General features: G+C 69.4%; 16 protein-coding genes, 1 tRNA gene and 3 pseudogenes. 9 read left to right on the top strand and 11 right to left on the bottom strand.

Annotation, left to right across the window (positions count from 1 at the left end):
• Positions 1–79 precede the first annotated feature (79 nt).
• The 6 genes and pseudogenes from QM788_RS00560 to QM788_RS00535 all read left to right on the top strand — a co-directional run bounded on the left by QM788_RS00560 (position 80) and on the right by QM788_RS00535 (position 9623).
• A complete protein-coding gene (locus tag QM788_RS00560; RefSeq protein WP_415659539.1) occupies positions 80–1318 on the top strand; it encodes a multifunctional CCA addition/repair protein in 1239 nt (412 codons plus the stop codon).
• Between the two features lie 71 nt (positions 1319–1389).
• Entirely contained in the window at positions 1390–2589 is a 1200-nt protein-coding gene (locus tag QM788_RS00555) for an efflux RND transporter periplasmic adaptor subunit (RefSeq protein ID WP_415659538.1), read from the top strand.
• A gap of 11 nt (positions 2590–2600) precedes the next feature.
• Complete coding sequence (locus QM788_RS00550; RefSeq protein WP_415659537.1) at positions 2601–5756, top strand: efflux RND transporter permease subunit; 3156 nt, start codon at positions 2601–2603, stop codon at positions 5754–5756.
• A complete protein-coding gene (locus QM788_RS00545) occupies positions 5753–7144 on the top strand; it encodes an efflux transporter outer membrane subunit (RefSeq protein ID WP_415659536.1) in 1392 nt (463 codons plus the stop codon). The genes QM788_RS00550 and QM788_RS00545 overlap by 4 nt, the downstream gene beginning before the upstream one ends.
• 47 nt (positions 7145–7191) lie before the next feature.
• On the top strand, positions 7192–8346 hold the full coding sequence (locus QM788_RS00540; protein WP_415659535.1) for an MFS transporter: 1155 nt from the start codon (positions 7192–7194) through the stop codon (positions 8344–8346).
• A gap of 120 nt (positions 8347–8466) precedes the next feature.
• A pseudogene (locus QM788_RS00535) lies at positions 8467–9623 on the top strand (ISAs1 family transposase).
• Between the two features lie 21 nt (positions 9624–9644).
• Here the strand turns inward: QM788_RS00535 and QM788_RS00530 are convergent.
• The 4 genes and pseudogenes from QM788_RS00530 to tnpC (QM788_RS00515) all read right to left on the bottom strand — a co-directional run.
• Complete coding sequence (locus QM788_RS00530) at positions 9645–9791, bottom strand: hypothetical protein (protein ID WP_415659534.1); 147 nt, start codon at positions 9789–9791, stop codon at positions 9645–9647.
• An 80-nt stretch (positions 9792–9871) separates the two neighbouring features.
• Positions 9872–10060 carry a hypothetical protein gene (locus tag QM788_RS00525; RefSeq protein ID WP_415659533.1) on the bottom strand — a complete coding sequence of 63 codons (189 nt, stop codon included), beginning with the start codon at positions 10058–10060 and terminating at the stop codon, positions 9872–9874.
• Positions 10061–10145: 85 nt separating this feature from the next.
• A complete protein-coding gene (locus QM788_RS00520) occupies positions 10146–10523 on the bottom strand; it encodes a hypothetical protein (RefSeq protein WP_415659532.1) in 378 nt (125 codons plus the stop codon).
• 121 nt (positions 10524–10644) lie between these two features.
• Positions 10645–11847, bottom strand: a pseudogene (gene tnpC, locus QM788_RS00515) (IS66 family transposase); the annotation flags it as partial.
• A 232-nt stretch (positions 11848–12079) separates the two neighbouring features.
• Here tnpC (QM788_RS00515) and istA point away from each other — a divergent pair.
• The 3 genes and pseudogenes from istA to tnpC (QM788_RS00500) all read left to right on the top strand — a co-directional run.
• Positions 12080–13618 (top strand): IS21 family transposase, encoded by a 1539-nt coding sequence (gene istA / locus QM788_RS00510; RefSeq protein ID WP_415660291.1) that lies wholly within the window; start codon positions 12080–12082, stop codon positions 13616–13618.
• A gap of 18 nt (positions 13619–13636) precedes the next feature.
• The gene (gene istB, locus QM788_RS00505) at positions 13637–14425 is read left to right on the top strand and encodes an IS21-like element helper ATPase IstB (RefSeq protein WP_415659531.1); all 789 of its coding nucleotides are present in this window, start codon (positions 13637–13639) and stop codon (positions 14423–14425) included.
• A gap of 85 nt (positions 14426–14510) precedes the next feature.
• Positions 14511–15095: pseudogene (tnpC, locus tag QM788_RS00500) on the top strand (IS66 family transposase); the annotation flags it as partial.
• Between the two features lie 516 nt (positions 15096–15611).
• Here the strand turns inward: tnpC (QM788_RS00500) and QM788_RS00495 are convergent.
• From QM788_RS00495 to QM788_RS00465, 7 genes are all read right to left on the bottom strand, one after another.
• Positions 15612–16016 (bottom strand): hypothetical protein, encoded by a 405-nt coding sequence (locus QM788_RS00495; protein WP_415659530.1) that lies wholly within the window; start codon positions 16014–16016, stop codon positions 15612–15614.
• On the bottom strand, positions 16013–16954 hold the full coding sequence (locus QM788_RS00490) for an RHS repeat-associated core domain-containing protein (protein WP_415659529.1): 942 nt from the start codon (positions 16952–16954) through the stop codon (positions 16013–16015). The genes QM788_RS00495 and QM788_RS00490 overlap by 4 nt, the downstream gene beginning before the upstream one ends.
• Entirely contained in the window at positions 16951–17955 is a 1005-nt protein-coding gene (locus QM788_RS00485; RefSeq protein ID WP_415659528.1) for a transglutaminase family protein, read from the bottom strand. Before QM788_RS00485 ends, QM788_RS00490 begins: the two co-directional genes overlap by 4 nt.
• A gap of 296 nt (positions 17956–18251) precedes the next feature.
• Positions 18252–18327 (bottom strand) — tRNA-Phe (locus tag QM788_RS00480).
• A 73-nt stretch (positions 18328–18400) separates the two neighbouring features.
• Positions 18401–19114: a response regulator gene (locus QM788_RS00475; RefSeq protein WP_415659527.1), complete on the bottom strand. Its 714-nt coding sequence runs from the start codon at positions 19112–19114 to the stop codon at positions 18401–18403.
• A gap of 6 nt (positions 19115–19120) precedes the next feature.
• On the bottom strand, positions 19121–21388 hold the full coding sequence (locus QM788_RS00470; protein WP_415659526.1) for an ATP-binding protein: 2268 nt from the start codon (positions 21386–21388) through the stop codon (positions 19121–19123).
• Positions 21385–21948, bottom strand: coding sequence for a DUF4390 domain-containing protein (locus QM788_RS00465; RefSeq protein ID WP_415659525.1), 564 nt, complete (start codon positions 21946–21948; stop codon positions 21385–21387). The genes QM788_RS00470 and QM788_RS00465 overlap by 4 nt, the downstream gene beginning before the upstream one ends.

Here is a 21948-nt window from a genome sequence, read left to right as displayed (position 1 = left end):
TTCTCATTATTATCCGCATCAACAAGGCGTCAACCCCCCCGAATGGGTTGCCCTGGTGCAGGGCCGCAGAATCCAGGCGATGACGAACTTCCAGACCTACCTCGTCGGCGGTGCCGTGCGCGACCGCCTGCTGGGCCTGCCGGTGCAGGACCGCGACTGGGTCGTCGTCGGCGCGTCGCCGCAGCAGTTGCTGGACGCCGGCTACCAGCCCGTCGGCAAGGACTTCCCGGTCTTCCTGCACCCCGGCACGCACGAGGAGGTCGCGCTGGCCCGCACCGAGCGCAAGACGGCGGCGGGCTACCACGGCTTCGCCTTCCACGCGGCGCCGGACGTGACGCTGGAGCAGGACCTGGCGCGCCGCGACCTGACCCTCAACGCGATGGCCGAGGACGCGGCCGGCCGGCTCATCGACCCCTACGGCGGCCAGCGCGACATCGCCGCCCGCGTGCTGCGCCACGTCTCGCCCGCCTTCGCCGAGGACCCGGTGCGCATCCTGCGCCTGGCCCGCTTCGCCGCGCGCTTCGCCGACTTCACGGTCGCGCCGGAAACCCTGGCGCTGATGCGCGGCATGGTGGCGGCCGGCGAGGTGGATGCGCTGGTGCCCGAGCGCGTCTGGCAGGAGCTGTCGCGCGGGCTGATGGAGCGCCGCCCCTCGCGCATGCTCGCCGTGCTGCGCGAGGCCGGCGCGCTGCAGCGGCTGTTGCCCGAGGTCGAGGCGCTGTTCGGCGTGCCGCAGCCCGAGGCGCACCACCCCGAGATCGACACCGGCGTCCACCTGCTGATGGTGCTGGACCAGTGCGCCGCGCAGGCCACGCCGCTGGCGGTGCGCTACGCCTGCCTGTGCCACGACCTCGGCAAGGGCACGACGCGCCCGGAGGAACTGCCCCGCCACATCGGCCACGAGGGCCGCAGCGAACGGCTGGCCCGGCAGGTGAGCGCGCGCTGGAAGGTGCCCACCGACTGCCGCGAGCTGGCCGAGCTGGTCGCGCGCGAGCACACCCACGTGCACCAGAGCGGCGCGTTCGGCCCCGAGGCGCGGCTGCGCCTGCTGGAGCGCTGCGACGCCTGGCGGCGGCCGCAGCGCTTCGCCGAGCTGCTCTGGGCCTGCGAGTGCGACGCCCGCGGCCGGCTCGGGCTGGAGGACCGCGCCTACCCGCAGCGCGCGCGGCTGCTGGCCGACCTGGCCGCGACCCGGCAGGTGGACCTGGCCGCCGCCAGCGCCGCCGCGCTGGCCCGCGGCGCCCGTGGCCCCGACGTGGGCCGGGCCGTGCGCGCGGCCCGGCTGCAGGCTTTGCGTTCCTTCACCGGCACGGCCTGACGCAAATCGCTACAGTCTGCGGCTTTGCCGGCGGACCGTCGGCGGCAAGCGGGATCACAAGGGGCCGGGGCATGAGGGTTGCGGTAAACGGGCAGGTACGTCGCGCGGCGGGCGCGTTGGTGCTGATGGGCGTGGGGCTGGCGGGCTGCGGCCAGGGCGGCGGCAATGCGCCGGCCACGGCCACGGCCGCGCCGCCGCCGCCCGAGGTGGGCGTCGTCACGGTGGCGCCGGGCCGGGCCGACCTGTCCGCCGAGCTGCCGGGCCGGCTGGAGGCCTTCCGCGTCGCCCAGGTCCGGGCCCGCGCGGCCGGCATCCTGCACAAGCGCCTGTTCACCGAGGGCAGCGCCGTCAAGGCGGGCCAGCCGCTGTTCGAGATCGACGCCGCGCCCTACCGCGCGACGCTGGCCAGCGCGCAGGCCAGCCTCGCCCGCGCCGAGGCCAATCTGCTGCAGGCCCAGGCGCTGGCCGAGCGCTACGCGCCGCTGGCCAAGAGCCAGGCCGTCAGCCAGCAGGAGGCGCTGAACGCGCAAGCCGCCGCCCAGCAGGCGCGCGCCGACGTCGCCGCCGCCAAGGCCGCCGTGCAGACGGCGCAGATCAACCTGGGCTATGCCACCGTCACCGCCCCGATCGCCGGCCGCATCGGCCGCGCGCTGGTCACCGAGGGCGCGCTGGTCGGCCAGGGCGAGGCCACGCCGCTGGCCGTGGTGCAGCAGATCGACAAGCTGTACGTGAACTTCACGCAGTCCGCCGCCGAGGTCATGCGGCTGCGCCAGGCGCTGGCCGAGGGCCGGCTGCAGCGCGCAGGCGGCGGCGAGGCTGCCAGCGTACAGGTGCTGATGGAGGACGGCAGCGCCTACCCGCTGCCGGGCCGGCTGCTGTTCTCCGACCTCAGCGTGGACGCCAACACCGGCCAGATCACGCTGCGCGCCGAGCTGCCCAACCCGCAGGGCCTGCTGCTGCCCGGCCTGTACGTGCGCGTGCGCCTGGCGCAGGCCGAGGTGGCCGGCGCCGTGTGGCTGCCGCAGCAGGCGGTGGCGCGCGGCGCGACCGGCGACACGGTGCTGGTGATCGCCGACGACGGCAGCATCAGCGCCCACCCGGTGAAGCTGGGCCCGGCGCAGGGCGGCCGCGCCCTGGTGCTGGACGGCCTGAAGGCCGGCGAGAAGGTCGTCGTCGACGGCCTGCAGAAGGCCAAGGCCGGCGGCAAGGGCCGCCCGGTGCCGTGGGCGCCGGCCGGGGCAGGCAGCGCGCCGGCCGCCGCCTCGAAGTGAGGGCCTGACGCATGGCGCAGTTCTTCATCAACCGGCCCATCTTCGCGTGGGTCATCGCGCTGTTCATCCTGGTGCTGGGCGCCACGGCGGTGACGCAGCTGCCGATCTCGCAGTACCCGCCCGTGGCGCCGCCGGCCATCTCGCTGTCGGTGGTCTACCCGGGCGCCTCCGCGCAGACGCTGGAGGACAGCGTCATCAGCCTCATCGAGCGCGAGATGAACGGCTCGCCGGGGCTGATCTACATGGAGGCGTCCAGCCAGTCCGACGGCACCGGCTCGATCACGCTGAACTTCGAGCCCGGCACCAACGCCGACCTGGCCCAGGTGGACGTGCAGAACCGCCTGGCCCGTGCCACGCCGCGGCTGCCGTCGGCCGTCATCCAGCAGGGCGTGCGGGTGGACAAGGCCAACCCGAACTTCCTGCTGTTCATCATCCTGTCCAGCACCAACCCCGAGTTCAACCCCACCGTGCTGGGCGACTACGTGGCCCGCACCGTGCTGCCCGAGATCCAGCGCGTGCCCGGCGTCGGCCAGGGCCTGCTGTTCGGCACCGAGCGCGCGATGCGCATCTGGCTGGACCCGGCCAAGCTCGTCGGCTACCGGCTCGCGCCGGCCGACGTGAACGCCGCGATCCAGGCGCAGAACGCGCAGGTCAGCTCCGGTTCCATCGGCGACCTGCCCAACGTGCCCGGCCAGCCGGTCGCGGCCACCGTGGTGGTGCGCGGCCAGCTGACCAGCGTCGAGCAGTTCGGCAACATCGTGCTGCGCGCCAACGCCGACGGCTCCACCGTGCGGCTCCGGGACGTGGCCCGCATCGAGCTCGGCGCCGACAGCTACACCGGCCGCTCCACGCGGCTGAACGGCCGGCCCTCGGTGGGCGTGGGCGTGCAGCTCTCGCCCACGGCCAACGCGCTGCAGACCGCCAAGCTCATCAAGCAGCGCCTGAAGGAGCTGCAGCCCTACTTCCCGCAGGGCGTGCAGGCCGACATCCCGTTCGACAGCTCGCTGTTCATCGACATCTCGATCTCGCAGGTCGTCGAGACGCTGGTGGAGGCCGTGGTGCTGGTGTTCCTGGTGATGTTCCTGTTCCTGCAGAACATCCGCTACACCATCATCCCGACGCTGGTCGTGCCGATCGCGCTGCTGGGCAGCTTCGCCACGCTGCTCGCGCTGGGCTTCTCGATCAACGTGCTGACGATGTTCGGCATGGTGCTGGTGATCGGCATCGTCGTGGACGACGCCATCGTCGTCGTCGAGAACGTCGAGCGCATCATGAGCGAGGAGGGGCTGTCGCCGCTCAAGGCCACGCGCAAGGCGATGGGGCAGATCTCCGGGGCCATCGTCGGCGTGACGGTGGTGCTGCTGTCGGTGTTCGCGCCGCTGGCCTTCTTCTCCGGCTCGATCGGCAACATCTACCGCCAGTTCGCGGCGGTGATGGTCAGCTCGATCTCGTTCTCGGCCTTCCTGGCGCTGTCGCTGACGCCGGCGCTGTGCGCCACGCTGCTCAAGCCGGTCGAGGCCGGCCACCACCATGAGAAGCGCGGCTTCTTCGGCGCGTTCAACCGCGGCTTCTCGCGCACCGCCAAGCGCTACGAGGGCTGGGTGGCGACGCTCATCCACCGCGGCGCGCGCATGTTCTTCGTCTACGCGGCCGTCATCGCGGTCGCGGCGCTGATGTTCCAGAAGCTGCCCACCTCGTTCGTGCCCAACGAGGACCAGGGCAACATCCTCGTCAACGTGCAGCTGCCGCCGGGCGCCACGCAGGCGCGCACGCTGGCCGTGATGCAGCAGGTCGAGGGTTACATGCTCAAGCAGCCCGAGGTGCAGAGCATGGTGTCGGTGGTCGGCTTCAGCTTCGCCGGCTCGGGCCAGAACGCGGGCCTTGCCTTCGTCACGCTCAAGCCCTGGGACGAGCGCCACGGCGCCGAGCACTCGGCGCAGGGCCTGGTGCAGCGCAGCTTCGCGGCGCTGGGCCAGATCCGCGACGCGGTCATCTTCCCGACCAGCCCGCCGCCCATCCGCGACCTGGGCCGCGCCAACGGCTTCGCATTCCGGCTGCAGGACCGCTCCGGCCACACGCGCGCCGAGCTGCTGGCCGCGCGCAACCAGTTGCTGGCCGCCGCGGCCAAGAGCCCGCTGCTGACCGCCGTGCGCCCCGACGGCCTGGAGGACGCCGCGCAGCTGGAGCTGAGCCTCGACCGCGAGCGCGCGCTGGCGCTGGGCATCAACATCAGCGCCGTCAACGCGGTGCTCGGCACCTCGCTGGGCTCCAGCTACGTGAACGACTTCCCCAACGCCGGCCGCATGCAGCGCGTCATCGTGCAGGCGGACGCCACCGCCCGCATGCAGCCCGAGGACCTGCTCAAGCTCAACGTGCTGAACGGCGCCGGCCAGCCGGTGCCGCTGTCGTCGTTCGCCAGCAGCCGGTGGATCACCGGCCCGCTGCAGACCGTGCGCTACAACGGCTACCCGACGATGCGCATCGCCGGCGAGCCGGCCAAGGGCGTGTCCACCGGCATGGCCATGGCCGAGATGGAGAAGCTCGCCGCGCAGCTGCCGGAGGGCTTCGGCTACGAATGGACCGGCCAGTCCCGCGAGGAAAAGCTCTCGGGCTCCACGGCCATCATCCTGTTCGGCTTCTCGCTGCTGGCCGTGTTCCTGTGCCTGGCCGCACTGTACGAGAGCTGGAGCATCCCCGCGGCCGTGCTGCTGGTGGTGCCGCTGGGCATCCTGGGCGTGGTGCTCGGCGCCACGTTCCGCGGGCTGGAGAACGACGTCTACTTCAAGGTCGGCATGATCACCATCATCGGCCTGTCGGCCAAGAACGCCGTGCTCATCATCGAGTTCGCCAAAGACCTGCAGGCGCAGGGCCGCAGCGTGTTCGACGCGGTGCGCGAGGCCGCGCACCTGCGCTTCCGCCCCATCGTCATGACCTCGCTGGCCTTCATCCTCGGCGTGCTGCCGCTGGTGCTGGCCAGCGGCGCCGGCTCCGCCAGCCAGCGCGCCATCGGCACCGGCGTCATGAGCGGCATGATCACCGCGACCCTGTTCTCCGTGTTCTTCGTGCCGGTGTTCTTCGTCACCGTGCGCCGCTTCTTCCCCGGCAGCGAGCGGCAGCGCAGGCGCGACGCCCACGAGTCCGAGGAAGCGCGGGAGGACCTGGTATGAGCCGCGCCCCCGCCACCACCACGCTGGCCGCGCTGGCCGCCGCACTGGCCCTCGCCGGCTGCGCCGGCCCCGAGCCCCGCCGCCCCACCGCCGCCGAGGCCGCCGGGGCCGCGCTGCCGGCCGCCGCCTTCCCCGACGCCGGCGGCCCCGGCGCCACCGAGGCCGCCGCCCTGCCCTGGGCGCAGGCCTTCCAGGGCGCGCGGCTGCAGCGGCTGATCCCGCTGGCGCTGGCCAACAACCGCGACCTGCGCGTGGCCGCCGCCAACATCGAGAGCGCCCGCGCCACCGCCGCCGCGCGCGACGCCGACCTCTGGCCCACCGTCAACGCCGGCCTCAGCGGCTCGCGCATGCCCAACGCCAGCGGCGGCATCACCAGCAGCTACCAGGCCGGCCTGCAGGTCACCGCCTACGAGCTGGACCTGTTCGGCCGCCTGCGCCACCTCGGCAGCGCCGCCGCCGCCCAGCTGCTGGCCGCCGAGGCCAACCGGCAGGCGGTGCGCAACGCGCTGGTCGCCGCCGTCGCCACCGCCGAGGTCGCGCTGCAGGCCGACGAGGCGCTGCTGCGCATCACCCGCGACACGCTGGCCAGCCGCGAGCAGTCGCTGGGCCTGATCCGCCAGCGCTTCGAGGGCGGCGTGGCCAGCGAGCTGGACCTGCGCGCCGGCGAGTCCGCGCTGCAGGCCGCCCGCGTGGCGCTGGCCCAGGTGCAGCGCCAACGCGCGCTGGACCAGAACGCCCTCGTGCTGCTGCTGGGCACCGCACCGCCGGCCGACCTGCCCGCGCCCACCGGGCTGCTGGCCGACTTCGAGCCGCTGGCCGAGCTGCCCGCCGGCCTGCCCGCCGAGGTGCTGGCGCGCCGGCCCGACATCCGCCAGGCCGAGGCGCAGCTCGCCGCCGCCGACGCCAACATCGGCGCCGCCCGCGCCGCCTTCTTCCCGCGCATCACGCTGACCGGCAACTACGGCACGACCAGCAGCCAGCTCGACCAGCTGTTCAAGAACTCGGTCTGGAGCTTCGCGCCGTCGCTGATCCAGCCGCTGTTCGATGCCGGCCGCAACCGCGCCAACCTGGACGCCGCCCGCGCCCAGCGCGACGCGGCCACGGCCCAGTACGAGCGCGCCATCCAGAGCGCCTTCCGCGACGTGGCCGACGCGCTCGCCGGCCGCGCCACGCTGGCCGAGCAGCGCAGCGCGCAGGCCGCGCTGGTCGACGCGGAGAGCCGCCGCCTGTCGCTGGCCCAGGAGCGCTACCGCGCCGGCATCGCCAGCTCGCTGGACGTGCTGGACGCGCAGCGCTCGCTGTTCACGGCCCAGCAGGCGCTGGTGCAGGTGCAGAGCCTGCGCGCGCAGAACCTGGTGGCCGTGTACCGGGTGCTGGGCGGCGGCTGATGCGCGCCGCGCCCCGGTCCAGCCCCCCCGCCCCGCCGCCCGCCGCCATGCCCGGCCTGAGCGCCCCGCGCGCGCTCGCGGCCGCGGGGCATGCGCTGCGCGCGCAGTTCTTCGTGCTCGGCCTGCTGTTCGCCACCTGGGGCGTCCACGTGCCGACGGTGAAGGCCCGCTACGGCCTCGGCGAGCAGGCGCTGGCGCTGGCGATGCTGGCCAGCGGCGTGGGCGCGCTGCTGGCGCTGGCGCAGGCCGGCCGCATCGTCGGCCGCTTCGGCCCGCGCGCCGTGGCCGCGGCGATGGGCGTGGCCTGCTGCGCGTCCATCGCCTGCCTGCTGGCCTGGCCGGTGTACGGCGCGCTGCTGGCCGTGATGCTGGCCTTCGGCGTCACCGGCAGCCTGCTGGACGTGGCCCTCAACACCGAGGCCAGCGAGATCGAGCGCCAGGCCGACCGGCCGCTGATGAGCGGCTTCCACGGCATGTTCAGCCTCGGCGGCATGGCCGGCGCCGGCCTGGGCAGCGCGGCCCTGGCCGCGGGCATCGCGCCGCAGGCCCACCTGGCCGCCGCGACGGCGCTGGGCGCCGCCACCGTGCTGCTGTCCAGCCGCCTCATGCTGCCGCTGCGGCCGGACGCCGCCGGCACCGACCACCCGCTCAGCCTCCCGCGCGGCCCGCTGCTGCTGCTGGGCGTGCTGGCGTCCATGGGCCTGATCGCCGAGGGCGCGATGTACGACTGGAGCGTGCTGTTCATGCGCCAGGAGCGCGGCAGCGCGGCCGGCACCGCGGCGCTGGCCTACGCGAGCTTCAGCGGCGCGATGGCCGCGGGCCGCTTCGCGGGCGACCGCGTGCGGGCGCGCACCTCGCCCACCCGGCTGATGCGCGCCAGCGGCCTGCTGGCCGCCGCCGGCATGCTGCTGGCGCTGGCGCTGCCGTCGCCCGCCGCCGCGCTGGCCGGCTTCGCGCTGGTCGGGCTGGGCCTGTCCAACGTGGTGCCGGTGCTGTTCAGCGCGGCGGCGCGGGCGCCCGGCGTGTCGCCCGCGCACGGCATCGCTGCCGTGTCGGGCGCGGGCTACCTGGGCATGATGGCCGGCCCGCCGCTGATCGGCCTGATCGCCGAGCACGCGTCGCTGGCCACCGGACTGCTGGTGGTCGTGGCGTTCGCGGTGTTCATGGCGCTGGCGGCGCGGCGGGCGCTGCGCGGGGCCTGAGTTGGACACAAACAGCAGGGGAGGTCTGCTATAGGCTCCCGACAAAGACAACGCCATTGCGACGTGAGAAGAACAGAGCAAGCCGAAGCCAATGAGCCCACCCGACCGAAGCCCCCACTGATGCAGGCCTTCGAAGCCCTGGAAGACCCACGCCGCAGGGCGAGTTGCGCCTATCCGCTGGACGAGTTGCTGCTGACGGCACTGTGTGTGGTGACCCGCGGCGCGGACGACTGGGGCAGCGTGGCGCTGTGGGCGAAGAAAAGCTGGACTGGCTGCGGCGGTTCCTGCCCTTTGACAGCGGCATGGCCTCGCACGACACCTTCAGCCGGGTGTTCGCGCTGCTCGATGCCAAGCGCTTCGAGGCCTGCTTCATCGCCTGGATGAGCCGGCTGTGCCCGGACCTGCAGTCGCAGGCGATCCACATCGACGGCAAGAGCGTGCGCGGCTCGCACGACGCGGATGGGGCGATGGCGCACCTGGTGTCGGCCTGGGACAGCGCATCCGGCGTCACGCTGGGCCAGATCCGCACGGCCGACAAGCGCAACGAGATCAAGGCGATCCCGCAATTGCTGGAACTGCTGGACGTGCGCGGGGCCACGGTGACGATCGACGCGATGGGCTGCCAGCGCGAGGTGGTGGCCAGGCTGATGGCGTGCGGGGCCGACTACATCATCGCGGTGAAGAACAACCCGCCGAACCTGGCGCAGGCGGTGGAGGCGCTGTTCAGTCACGAGGCCGAAGGCTTGCGCCAGGGGCGGCTGCTGCAGGACACCACCGTTGACAAGGGGCACGGCCGCATCGAGACCCGACGCTGCCTGGTCAGCGCGACCCACACGCTGGACCCCGCGCTGACGGATGCCTGGCCGGGGCTGCGCAGCGCGGTGATGGTGTGCGCGCAGCGCGAACCCACCAGCGGCGTCCACAAGGGCCAGGCCAGCACCGAATGGCGCTACTACATCAGCAGCCTGAGCCCCGAGCAACTGGACGCGGCCGGGTTCAACCAGCGCATCCGCGCGCACTGGTCGATCGAGAACCAGTGCCACTGGGTGCTGGACGTGCTGTTCGGCGAGGACGACAGCCGCGTGCGCGTCGATGATGGTGCCGAGAACCTGGCCATTGTGCGGCGCATGGCGCTGGGCCTGATCAACCAGAACAAGCCCCTCAAGGGCAGCCGCAAGTCCAAGCGCCACTTGGCCGCCTGGAGCACCACCCACCTGCAGACCTTGCTGGGCCTGCAGGCCCAGCCTGCCGTAGCCGTCAGCGCCGGCTCGCCTTAGCACGGAAATCAGCTTGAGCGCTCATGCAATCGCCCTGAGGGTGCCGGCTTCTTCGTGGCGGCCAATGACGAAGGTAAGCGTGGACCGGCCCGAAATGGACAGGCTTTCGCCTTCGTGGATGGGCTTGATGGGATCGACTTCGGGCACTTCGATCTCGATTTCAGTCATGGTTGATACCTTTCGTTGTGATGGTTTGTGGAGGCCGTTGTTGGCCTTCCATATAAGGTGCTGAAATTCCCGCAGCGCCTTCAGCCAAGGCACTTGAAGACGTCGGCCGGCCGCTGTCGGATCAGCTCCAGCAGTGCCAAGCACTCGGCCAGCTCACGGGTAATGCCGCCGTCGAATTCCATGATTGCGGCGCGCTCCTCCCAGGCTTCGCGCAGATCGGCGTTGAGCTGGGCCACCAAGGCGACGACGGTGGGATTGCTGCTGTTCATCGGTCCTCCCGGTCATGAATGGACAAAAGAAAAGCCACCCGAAGGTGGCCGCAGATGGGAACGTCGAAGGGGTGTGGATAGAGACTCACGGCCGGACCTCCCCGGCTGCATATCGGGTGCACATTTCAAGCAGCTCCGGCGCTGCGGTCTTCGGCACATAGACGACAGTGCCGGCGCTGTCATCGCTGAGCACATAGGTCAGCTCAAACCACTCGGCGTGCTCAACCAGGCCGTCCCACGAGGGCGCGAAGCCCGGGGTGCCGAACGGGGTCAGGTCGAAGCGATTGCTCAGGATGCCGAACCCGAGAGCCGCATCGAGCTGCTCAACGGCATCGCCCGCCTGGACCACGATGAAGGTGACCAGCTCGCCGATTTCCTCGGTGTACTCAGCAAGCTCGGCCGTGCGCGCATTGATGAGCCCCAACAGTTCGGCATCTGGGCCGGCCACCAAGAATGCGCGCACGGCCGCCACATCTGTAGGCGTCCGCCGAACACACCTTGACGATTGCAGTCTGGGGAACGGCGCAGATTCCCAGCCCCTGACACCGGGGATGGGAATCGGCTTGCCTGGCGGTGGCTTGAGTTCAGCCCTGTGGCGACCAGCGGTGCGGCAGTAGCTCGTCGATCCGACTGGCGGGCTGCATTGGCAGCCGTGCGAGCACGTCACTGATGTACGCGTAGGGATCGTGCCCGTTGATGCGCGCCGAGTGCAGCAAGCTCATGATGGCCGCAGCCCGCTTGCCAGCGCGCAGGCTGCCGGCGAAGAGCCAATTCGCTCTTCCGAGAGCAATTGGGCGGATTTGGTTTTCTACCCAATTGTTGTCTATGGGCAAGCGCCCGTCGTCCAGGTAGCGCGTTAGCGCTTCCCAGCGTCGTCGGCTGTAGTCCAGGGCCTTGGCGGTCGCCGATCCGTCCGGCACCTTCTGCCGGTGCTCATCGAGCCACTGCCTGAGCGCATCGGCGACGGGCTTGGCTCTCTCAAGTCGCAGCGCTCGTCGATCATCAGCGCCCAGGTCTGCTGCGTCCCGCTCAATGTCGTACAGCGCTTGGAAGAACTTCAGCGCCTGCTCGCCGACCTTGCTCTGGTGGTTGGCCCAGAGCTCATGGAACTTGCGTCGGGCGTGGGCCATGCAGCCCACTTCGGTCACGCCCATGTCGAAGCACTGCTTGTACCCACTGAAGTCGTCGACGACCAGGCTGCCGCTCCAGCCGGTGTCGGTGCCCAGCTGCAGGAAGTCCCGCGCGTTCTGGCCACCGCGGGTCTCCGCGAAGTTGAAGACCACAGCTCTGACGTCGTGGAACTGTGTCGTGCACCAGCTCCACATGTAGGCCCGGTGTGTCTTGCCCTTGCCAGGCTTGAGCATCGGGACGGGTGTCTCGTCGGCGTGCAGCACGGGGGCCTTCAACAGCTCTGCCGTCAGCGCGTCCACGAGGGGTTGCAGTTGCACGCCGCACTCGCCGACCCACTGCGCGAGTGTTGAGCGTGCGATGGCCATGCCGGCGCGCTCGAAGATCGCTTCTTGGCGGTACAGCGGGAGGTGGTCAAGGTATTTGGCCACCAGCACCTGGGCGAGCAGCCGTGTCGTCGGGATGCCCTTGTCGATGATGTGCGGGTCCATGGGCGTCTGCACCAGGGTCTCGCACTCGGCGCAGACCCACTTGCCGCGGACGTGGCGCTCGACCGTGAAGACGCCGGGGGTGTAGTCCAGCTTTTCGCTGACGTCCTCACCGATGCGCCTCATCGCGCAGCCGCAATTGCACGTGGTGCAGGCTGGCTCGTGGTGCACCTCATGTGTCACCGACCGCCGTATAGGAGCCAGTGCGTGATCGGCATGTAGGAGCCAGCGGCTGACCGGCATATTGGAGCCAGCGCGTGATCGGCGTCATGGAGCCAGTGCCGGATCGGCATATAGGAGCCAGTCGGCACTGGGTTGACGGGTGTCTCGAACACCGCGACGCCATCTCTACCCTTCGGGCCATTTGCCCGGAGGGCCAGGGATGGCGCGCAGGAGATTCGAGATGCATCACTATCGACAGGCCCTGCTGCGCATGCGGCAAGGCGACTCCGACCGCGACATCGCTGCGGCCCGCGTCATGGGCCGGCCCAAGGCGGCGCAGTGGCGCAGCTTGGCCACCGAGCGCGGTTGGCTGGACACCGCCCAGCCCCTGCCCGACGATGAGACCATCGCCGCGGCATTAGGCTGCCCGCGCAAGGCCAGCAGCACCATCTCCACGCTGGAGCCACATCGCGGCGCCATCGCGTCCTGGCTCGAGCAAGGCGTCTCGGGCACCGCCATCCACGGCGCACTCAAGCGCCAGCACGGCTTCACCGGCAGCTATTCGGCCGTGCGCCGCCTGGTGGCCGATGTTCGCCGCCAGTTGCCGCCTGAGACCACCTGCCGACTGGACTTCGAGCCCGGCGAGGCTGCCCAAGTGGACTTTGGCGCCGGCCCCACGCTCATCCACCCCGACGGCCAGCCCCGGCGCACCTGGGCCTTCGTGATGACGCTGGCCAGCAGCCGCCACCAGTACGTCGAGTTCGTCTGGGACCAGACCGTGGCCACCTGGCTGGGTTGCCACCGCCGCGCCTTCGAGTGGTTCGCCGGCGTGCCCCAGCGCGTCATCATCGACAACGCCAAGTGCGCCATCACCCGCGCCTGCGCCCAGGACCCCACCGTGCAGCGCGCCTACGCCGAATGTGCCGAAGGCTACGGCTTCAAGATCGACCCCTGCCCACCGCACGATCCGCAGAAGAAGGGCATCGTCGAGTCCGGCGTGAAGTACCTCAAGGGCAACTTCCTGCCGCTGCGCACCTTCCGCGACCTGGCCGACCTCAACGCGCAGGCCCGTGCCTGGGTGCTTGAGGAGGCAGGCAGGCGCTGCCACGGCACCACCCGGCGCACTCCGCTGAGCTTGTTCGCGCTGGAGGCACCGCTGCTGCAGGCGTTGCCCACCCCTGCGCCCGACCTGGGCACCTGGCACCGCGTGAGCGTGCACCGCGACTGCCATGTGCAGTTCGAGCGAGTGCTGTACTCCGCACCGTTCACGCTGGTGGGCAAGACCTTGTGGCTGCGCGCCACCGATGCGGCGGTCGCGCTGTTCGAAGACTACCGCCACGTCGCCACCCATCCGCGAGGACTCAAGCCCGGCCAGCGCGTGAGCGTGCGCGGGCACCTGCCGCCCGAGGCGCAGGCCTTCTTCGGTCGCGACCGGGCGTGGTGCGTCACCCAGGCCGAGCACATCGGCGCATCCTGCGCCGCCTTGATCGAGAACCTGCTCAGCGACCGCGTTCTGGAGCGGCTGCGCGCCGCGCAAGGCGTGCTGGCCCTGCTCAAGCCCTACGGCGCCGCCCGGCTGGAGGCGGCCTGCGCACGGGCCATGGCGCATGGCTCGCCCCACTACCGCACCGTCAAGACCATCCTGGCGAGCGGCGCCGACCAGCGCGCCGACGTGCCTGCGGCCACGCCGGCGCAGTACGGCCGCACCCGCTTCACCCGGCCTGCCACCGAGCTGTTCGCCGACCTCATCGCCCACCCGCAGCAAGAGCTGCTGCACTGACCCCGAAGGAGAAGACCCATGAACCCCGCCCCCGAACTCGCCCCGCAGTTGAAGCAGCTGCGCCTGTCCGGCATCTTTGACTCCCTGGAGGCGCGCAACCGCCAGGCCATCGAGGCCAAGCTGGCCTACACCGACTTCCTGGCCCTGCTCATCAGCGATGAGGTCGCGCGGCGCGAGCAGAAGAAGTTCAGCACGCGGCTGCGCCGCGCGCAGTTCCGCACCACCAAGACACTGGAGCAGTTCGACTTCGAGCGGCTGCCGCAGCTCAACCGCGCGCTCGTGCACGACCTGGCCACTGGACGCTACCTGCAGGAGAAGGCCCCCGTGCTCATCGTGGGGCCCTGCGGCACCGGCAAGAGCCACCTGGCCCAGGCGCTGGGCCACTGCGCGGTGCGCCAGGGCGTGGACGTGGTCTTCACCACCTGCGCCAGCCTGACGCAGAGCCTGAACGCGGCCAGGGCGACCGGCAGCTATGAACGCAAGCTGGCGACCTTGGCCCGTGTGCCGCTGCTCATCATTGACGACTTCGGCCTGAAGCCGCTGCGTGCGCCGGCCGATGAGGACCTGCACGACCTGATCGCCGAGCGCTACGAGCAGGCCGCCACCATCGTGACCAGCAACCTGGACTTCACCGAGTGGGACCAGGCTTTCCCAGCCAACCGGCTGCTGGCCAGCGCCAGCCTCGACCGGCTGCGCCACAACGCCTACTGCCTGGTGCTGGACGGGCAGTCGTACCGCGCGCCCAAACAGATCGCGGCGGCCACCAAACCGGCACCGCAAAAGCCCTCAAAATCCACCCTGGCCTAACCCCTCGGGACCCCCGTTTTACCCACCTGTTGCTGGCTCCAATACGGCGGACATCGGTGGCTCCATTACGGCGGTCGGTGACAACAAGGCCAGCTTCGCGCTGGGCGTGACGGAGGCCGGCTGCATGGCCCATGCACGGCGCAAGTTCGTCGAACTGCACGAGGCCAACAAGAGCACCATCGCGGCGGCGGCCATCGACCTCATCGGCCAGTTGTACGGGATCGAGCGCGAGGTCAAGCTGCTCACCTCGCAGCAGCGGCTGCAAGAGCGCCGAACACGCGCGGCGCCCATCGCCAAGGCGCTGCACGACTGGCTCTTCGCGCAGCGCGGCAAGATCACGGACGGCACCGCCACGGCCAAGGCCATCGACTACAGCCTCAACCGCTGGGCGGCGCTCACGCGCTACCTGCACGATCCGGCGCTGCCCATCGACAACAACCATGACGAACAGCAAATCCGTCCCTGGGCCACGGGACGCAAGAATTGGTTGTTCGCCGGGACGCTGCTGGCTGGGCAGCGCGCCGCGGCCATCATGAGCTTGATCCAGTCAGCCAAGCTCAACGGGCATGACCCGTATGCATACCTGACGGACATCCTGCAGCGACTACCGACGCAACGTGCCTGCGACATCGACGAGTTGCTGCCTCATCACTGGGCACCGGCCATCTGACCGAACGCTCTGCGTTGGTCAACATGTGTTCCCTGGCTGCTTACGCTTTCGTTGAACGAGCTGCCGAAGACAGCGCGGAGAGAGAAGTCCCGGCAATTCACCGCTATGCTGGCGTCATCCTGATACACACTGCAGTCAAGTCTCTCGTGCTCCGGTCGAGTACCAGTGTTCGCCAGCCTCGCCGATGGCCGGTGAGTGCTCGATCTGTGTGGCGTCGCAGGACAGGCGCGACTCGCAGCGCTCCCTGCCGTTGAAGAACGGCCACACCACGTTATTGCAACAGATCGCCCTGCGCCACCGCTCTGCCCTCACGCACCCGGCGCGCGATGCGCCGTTCTGAGATGCCGCGACCGAGGAGACGGGCGACGGTGCTGGCTGTGCAGCGTTGTCCTTGCGGGGTGGTTTTTGCCTCAACCCAAGCAGGCCACTCAAGGTGCTCCGCCGGGCCGCACCGTAGTTGCGAAGAGGTTTTACATCGCAGGCTGACCACGGGCGGGTCACGCCAACCGAACGACTTTAAGGGCAACCAGGGACCGAGTTGTCACGGATGTACTTAACTACACCGGGATCGCTAACGTCTGCAATGGCGGCCTCAATCCCAGCTCTAGGCAAGTAGAATTCCACCCCCTCGGGCAGCACTTTTATGCCGCCACCTGCATGAGAAGGAACCAAGATCCAAACCCAACCTTGCGACGACCAGAATCCAATCGCTTTTGAGTCCTTGTACACATAGTGGATTGGCGAGCAAGCGTCTGACTTCTTGTTCTTGTTTGTCTGATACGCCGCCTGCAAGATCGACCACTCTGCCTTTTCATCAAGGTCATCGCGGACCGTAGTCCAGTATGTGGCGCCCAACTTCAATGCACCAATGGCAACCGCAAGAATTACAGCGGCCAGCAAAGTCAACTTCAACGCTCTCATTTCTCATCCGTCTTCTTTGGCGGATCGAACTTCTTCAAGTCCTCAGGCGGCTTTTGCCCCTTGCCAACAGTTGTCGATGACGCGGACGGGTTATCGGCTAGGGTGGATTTCAAGACATCCTTCGGGAAGTGAATACCGGTGAATTGCGTCATGCCGGCCACAGTCGCCGAAGATATGACGCCAGCGCTTTGCAGCGCGTCACCAACACGTGTGGCGCAATTGTCATTCAGCATGGCAGCCGCACCGTCTTGTGTGCTCGGCATTGGGCGCTCGGATGCCGACTCCATAGACTTGACTATCGCAGCATCCTGAGCAGGGGTTGTTTTCAGAACGATCACACCCGTATCGCGATATTCGGCTTGTTTGGATACATACGCACTCGTGCTTGAGCCAGGCGCAGTCCCCGTTCCAGGGCTATACACACCTTTCCCGGTCACCGCGATTGCAATGTGCCCAAACGGATTCGAGCTGATCCCACCGCCATAGAGAACCACGGCATCCTTGCCGTCAGGATCCACCTTCGAGTACGGATTGTTCTCAACGTAGGTGTACAGCCCGAAGCCCTTGCCGGTGTTGGCATCGGTGACTACCGGGTCCACGCTGAGGAACCTGCCGGCAATCGGAACGTAATACCGCTGCTGCATGTAGCCCGCATTGGCGGGCCTCCTGCGCGTGTGCCGGTCGAGTTCATCGGCAGGCGCAGTTGGCATTGGGGCCGCCGCTTCGGCATTCCGCGCCACAACCCGGCGATCTTCGACAACTGACCATCGCTCCTTGTCGGTTGTGGCACCGGGGAGCGTTCCGTCGTAGCGATGGAAGTTTTCGCCCTTGTGTGTGTCCGACGTCAGTGGGCTCACGGGTACGAGCAGTGCCGACGCATCGAGCGCAAACACCCACAGGGCGACGGAAAGCAGTATTGAAACAGACCTGCGCATCATGGGCTTCTCCGCGCTTGCTCGCGCTCGATGGATTGAAGATAGTCGGCTTCTTGCTCGGGCGTTTCCTGTGTCCACCCGAGCGCTTCGGCCTTGGCGAACCAAGCCAGATTCTCTCGGGTCAAGCGATGGTAGGTTTCACGCAAAGCTGGAGGCATGTCCGAGGCGTTCGGATACCTGGACGTGATGCGCTGCTCTGTTTGGAGATGGTAGGCGTTGGCCTTCCAGACCATGGCCACCGCATCTCTCGGGTTGGCCTTCAGCGCGAGGTCGGCCACAGCCATCAGGGCATCGCCGTTCTTTTGGGCCGCGTAATGCTCCATCAGCGTTGCTGCGATGACGCCCACGCCCTCGTGCGGCGTGAGTGGTCGCAGGTAAATCCCGTTCTTGATTGCGCTCGCCGAGATGTTGGTTTCGCGCTCGTAGCTGCTGTCGGACTTGAAGCCGCCGGCGGTGGCTTCAACGTTCAACCAAATTCCTTGCTGCTTGTCTCCGAATTTCACCAAGACGTGGCTGGGTGCCGTGGCGAATGTCACCGGCAAGTGCAATCGCTGACCGAGGATGGCGACAAGGATCGGCATCGAGACGCAATTGCCCTTGCGGTTTGCCAGGTAGGTCGCCAGCAACTTGTTCTTCGGATTCCTGCCCAGGGGATCCGAGAGGTCATAGCTGAAGGGACGGCCTTGGTTCCAGGGGCCAGCCAGATAGAGCGTCTTCAGCAGGGTATCGAGAATCTGGCGCGGCGTGGGATGAGCGGGCAGCATGCCGCGAATTGCAAGTTCCCACTGATCAAGCTGACGACGTACCGAATCGGTGTCTGTCTCAGGGGCGATGACGCGATCAACCAGCAGCTTGGTTTCGCCGTAGTCAATGTGATCGTCGGCAAGCTCGAACTGCGCACGCAATGGTGAGAGCTCGGGCGCGGCCCAGGCGCACGACATCGGGACTAACGCTCCCGCGCACCAGGTGCAGATGATGCAAAGAGCCCTTCCCAGCCTTCCCATGTGTGTGTTTCCTCGGGTGATCCCGGCCCATCGCGATTCGGTGTGCGGATTGCACCCCAACTGCGCATCACATGCACTGGGGAAATCGTGGGGATCACCTCATTCTGCTTCAGGCCTCTGCGCGTCGGCACTCGGCGGGGGAATGGGGTGGCGACTCGTTCGTTGCCAACCCATTGCAGTCAGTCCCACACCGAACGCCCTCTACCGCCGAACCCACACCGAACCACCCTACGCCAATGCGGCACACCCCGGAAACGCAAAAGCCCATCACGATGGATGGGCTTCTGAGAGATTCTTGGTGGCCTGGGGCGGAATCGAACCACCGACACGCGGATTTTCAATCCGCTGCTCTACCAACTGAGCTACCAGGCCTTCGGGTCTTGCGCTGCTGCGGCGCGGGGCCGTTCAGCGAAGTCCGCGACTGTAGCACAAGCCGCGGCGCCGATCAGCCTGCGCTGCCGCGCTTGTTGCGGCTGAGGTCCACGCCCAGCTGCTTGAGCTTGCGGTACAGGTGGGTGCGCTCCAGGCCGGTCTTCTCGGCCACGCGGGTCATGGAGCCGTTCTCTTTGGCGAGGTGGAACTCGAAGTAGCTCTTCTCGAAGGCGTCGCGCGCCTCGCGCAGCGGGCGGTCGAGCTCGAAGCTCTGCTCGGATGCCGGCGCGTTGCCGCCGCCCGGCAGGTGGCCGGCCAGGCCCGCCGCGCCGTGGCCCGGCAGGCCGGACGGCGCCTGGCCGATGGGGTCGGGCCGGGCGTAGCTGGGCAGGCCCATCAGGGGCGCCGGCGCGGGCCGCGGCGCGGCCTTGACCAGCGCCTGCTCGACGGCGCGCAGCAGCTTCTGCAGCGTGATGGGCTTTTCGAGGAAGGCGGTGGCGCCGAACTTGGTGGCCTCCACCGCGGTGTCGATGGTGCCGTGGCCGCTCATCATGATGACGGGCATGGTCAGCAGGCCGGCGCCGCCCCACTCCTTGAGCAGCGTGACGCCGTCGACGTCGGGCATCCAGATGTCGAGCAGCACGAGATCGGGGCGCATGCGTTCGCGCGTGGCGCGCGCCTGCGCGGCGTTCTCGGCCAGCTCGATGGTGTGCCCCTCGTCGCTGAGGATTTCGGACAACAGGGCGCGGATGCCCAGTTCGTCGTCGACAACAAGAATGGTGGCCATGAATCCTTAGGTGCTGGCGCCGTGCGCACCGGGCTCGGTGGCGGGGGCCAGATTCGAAAATGATAGCGAAACTTGTGCGCCGGTCACGGGGCCGTCATGCCCGTCCGCGGGGGGAGAACCCGCATCTGGCGCGGCATGCAGGTTGCGCAGCGAGATGCGCGCGCCGTGTTCGTCGGCGATCTTCTTGACGACGGCCAGGCCCAGGCCGGTGCCCTTGGTCTTGGTCGTCACATAGGGTTCGAAGGCGCGCTTGAGCACGTTGTCGGCGAAGCCCGGGCCGTTGTCGATGACGTGCAGGCGCACGGAGCGCGGCGCGCCGGACTCGGTGAGCGACAGCGTGGAGCAGACGGTGACGTGGCCGCCGGCCTGGTCATGCACCGCGTCCAGCGCGTTCTGCACGAGGTTGTGGATGACCTGGCGCAGCTGGCTGGCGTCGCCCTTGATGTGCGGCAGCGCGGACGCCAGCTCGGCGGTGAGGCGGCCGCGCTCCTGCGCCTCGGCGTAGAGGCTGAGCACCTCGTGGACGAGGCCGTTCAGGTCCAGCGGGTGCAGCTGGGCGGAGGGCAGCCGGGCGTAGTCGCGGAACTCGTTGACGAGCTGCTTCATCGCCTGCACCTGGTTGACGATGGTGGCCACGGAGCGCACGAGCATGGCCTGGTCGGCGCCTTCGAGCCTGGCCTCGAGCTTGTGCTGCAGGCGTTCGGCGGAGAGCTGGATGGGCGTCAGCGGGTTCTTGATCTCGTGGGCCAGCCGGCGCGCGACTTCGCTCCACGCGGCGGAGCGCTGCGCGGAGACGACCTCGGAGATGTCGTCGAACACGACGAGGCGGTTGGCCTGCGGCAGCGGCGCGCCGCGCACGAGCAGCGTCAGCGGATCCTGCTTGGGGTCGAGCTGCAGCTCGAACGATTCCTGCCACAGCTCGCGCTCGGGGCCGAGGTGCTGGTCGAAGCGCTGGTGCAGCGACGCGGCGAACGCCGCCAGGCCCGGCACGTCGGCCAGCGGGCGACCGACGTAGGCGGACAGCGGCAGCCGCAGGATGCGCGTGGCGCCGGGGTTCACGGTCTCGATGCGGCCGCCGGCGTCGAACACGAGCACGCCGGCGGTGAGGTTGTCGAGGATGGTCTGCAGGTGGGTGCGGGCGGCGTCCAGCTCGGCCACGGTGCGCGACACCTGGGCGCGCGCGTCGGCGAGCTGGCCGGTCATGTCGGCGAAGGAGCGCGTCAGGCCACCGAGTTCGTCGCGCGACGCGAGCGCCGGGCGCACCGAGAGGTCGCCCTGCGCGACCTGGCGCACGCCGTCGGCCAGCATCAGCAGCGGGCGCGCGAGCTGGTTGCCGAGCGTGACGGCAAGCAGCAGCGCGGCGAACACGGCCAGGATCAGCACCAGCGTCAGCGTGCCCAGGTACATGCGGCGCAGGCCGACGCGTTCCAGCGAGCGCTGCTGGTACTCGCTGTTGGCCGCTTGCACGGCCAGCGCGTTGCTGAGCATGCTGGCCGGCACGGGCTGCACCACCATCAGGTAGCGCTCGCCCAGGCCCAGGCGCAGCTCGGCGCTGGGCAGCAGCGCCAGCGCGCGGATGCGGGCGTCGCCCTGCAGCGCGGCGGCTTCGTCCTCCAGGCCTTCGAGCTGGCTCTGCGGCGCGCCGGAGCGGGCCAGGCGCAGCATGGTGCTGCCGGGCCGGTCGGGCGTGAGCTGGCGCGTGTCGCCGCCGCTTTCCAGCAGGATCTGGCCGTTGCCGCCGACGATGGCCACCAGGCGGGCGCCGAGCTTGTCGCGCAGGCGCTCCAGTGCGAGCGGCTGCGGCGTGCTGCCGTCGGCGAGCTGGTCGGCGGCGTCGCGGGTGCGGTTGCCGAGGTCGGCCACCATCGCGTCCAGCGTGCCGCGGCCGAGGTTGAGGCCGGCCTCCAGCGCGCTGGCCAGCCGCACGTCGAACCAGGTCTCGATGCTGCGGTTCACGAACTGGTAGGACACCGCGTAGATCATCAGCCCCGGCACCACGCCCACCAGCGCGAAGATGGCCGCGAGCTTGAACAGCAGCCGGCTGCCGAAGCGGCCGCGCCGCACGCGCAGCACCAGGCGCACGGCGGCCGTCAGGATGACCATCGTGAGCACTGCGGCGACGGCGACGTTGACCCAGAACAGCCAGTGGTAGTGCCGCTCGAAGAAGCCGCGCTCGGACGTGGTGCCGACGGTCAGCACGAAGGCCAGCACGCCGGCCACGCCGGTCAGCGTCACCAGCGTGAGGATCCAGCCCCAGCGAGCGGTGCGGCTCATTTCAGGCCGAAATCAGGCGTGAAGCTGCGCGTCGTCTCGATGCCGAGCGCGAAGCCCGCCTGCAGGCCGATCTGCATGGGCCGCGGCAGCTGGCTGACGTCGAGCCGGTAGCTGAATTCCAGGTAGTAGCTGCCGCCGTCCTCGATGTCCCGGGGCTCGGCGATGCGCCAGCCGCTCTGGCCGCGCAGCACGGTGAGGGCCTCGTCCAGCGTGGCGAAGCTCTGGTGCAGGCCGCCGGTGGAGACGCGGTACTGCCGGGTCAGCGGCTGCCAGGCCAGCCGCCAGCTGCGCTCGGCGTGGGCCGCTCGGGCGTCGCGCCAGTACCAGCGGTTGCGCAGCACGGTGGCCTCGGCCACGAAGTACAGCGGCACGCCCTTGTGCAGCGCATCTTCGGCCGGCCGGCCGAGTTCGAAGCGCGTGGTGAAGCTCAGCTCCAGCCCGTCGTCGGTGCGCCGCGCGGCCAGCTGCGCCAGCTCCACGCCCTCGGCCCGCGCCCCGCCCGGCAGCAGGACGAGCAGCAGCGCGGCAAAACAGGCGGCGATGACGGTGCGGGCGGACAA

The organism is Roseateles sp. (assembly GCF_047654785.1).
Taxonomy (GTDB): Bacteria; Pseudomonadota; Gammaproteobacteria; order Burkholderiales; family Burkholderiaceae_C; genus Pelomonas.
Note: the sequence above shows the minus strand (reverse complement) of the source record. Positions and strands in the feature narration are given on the sequence as shown.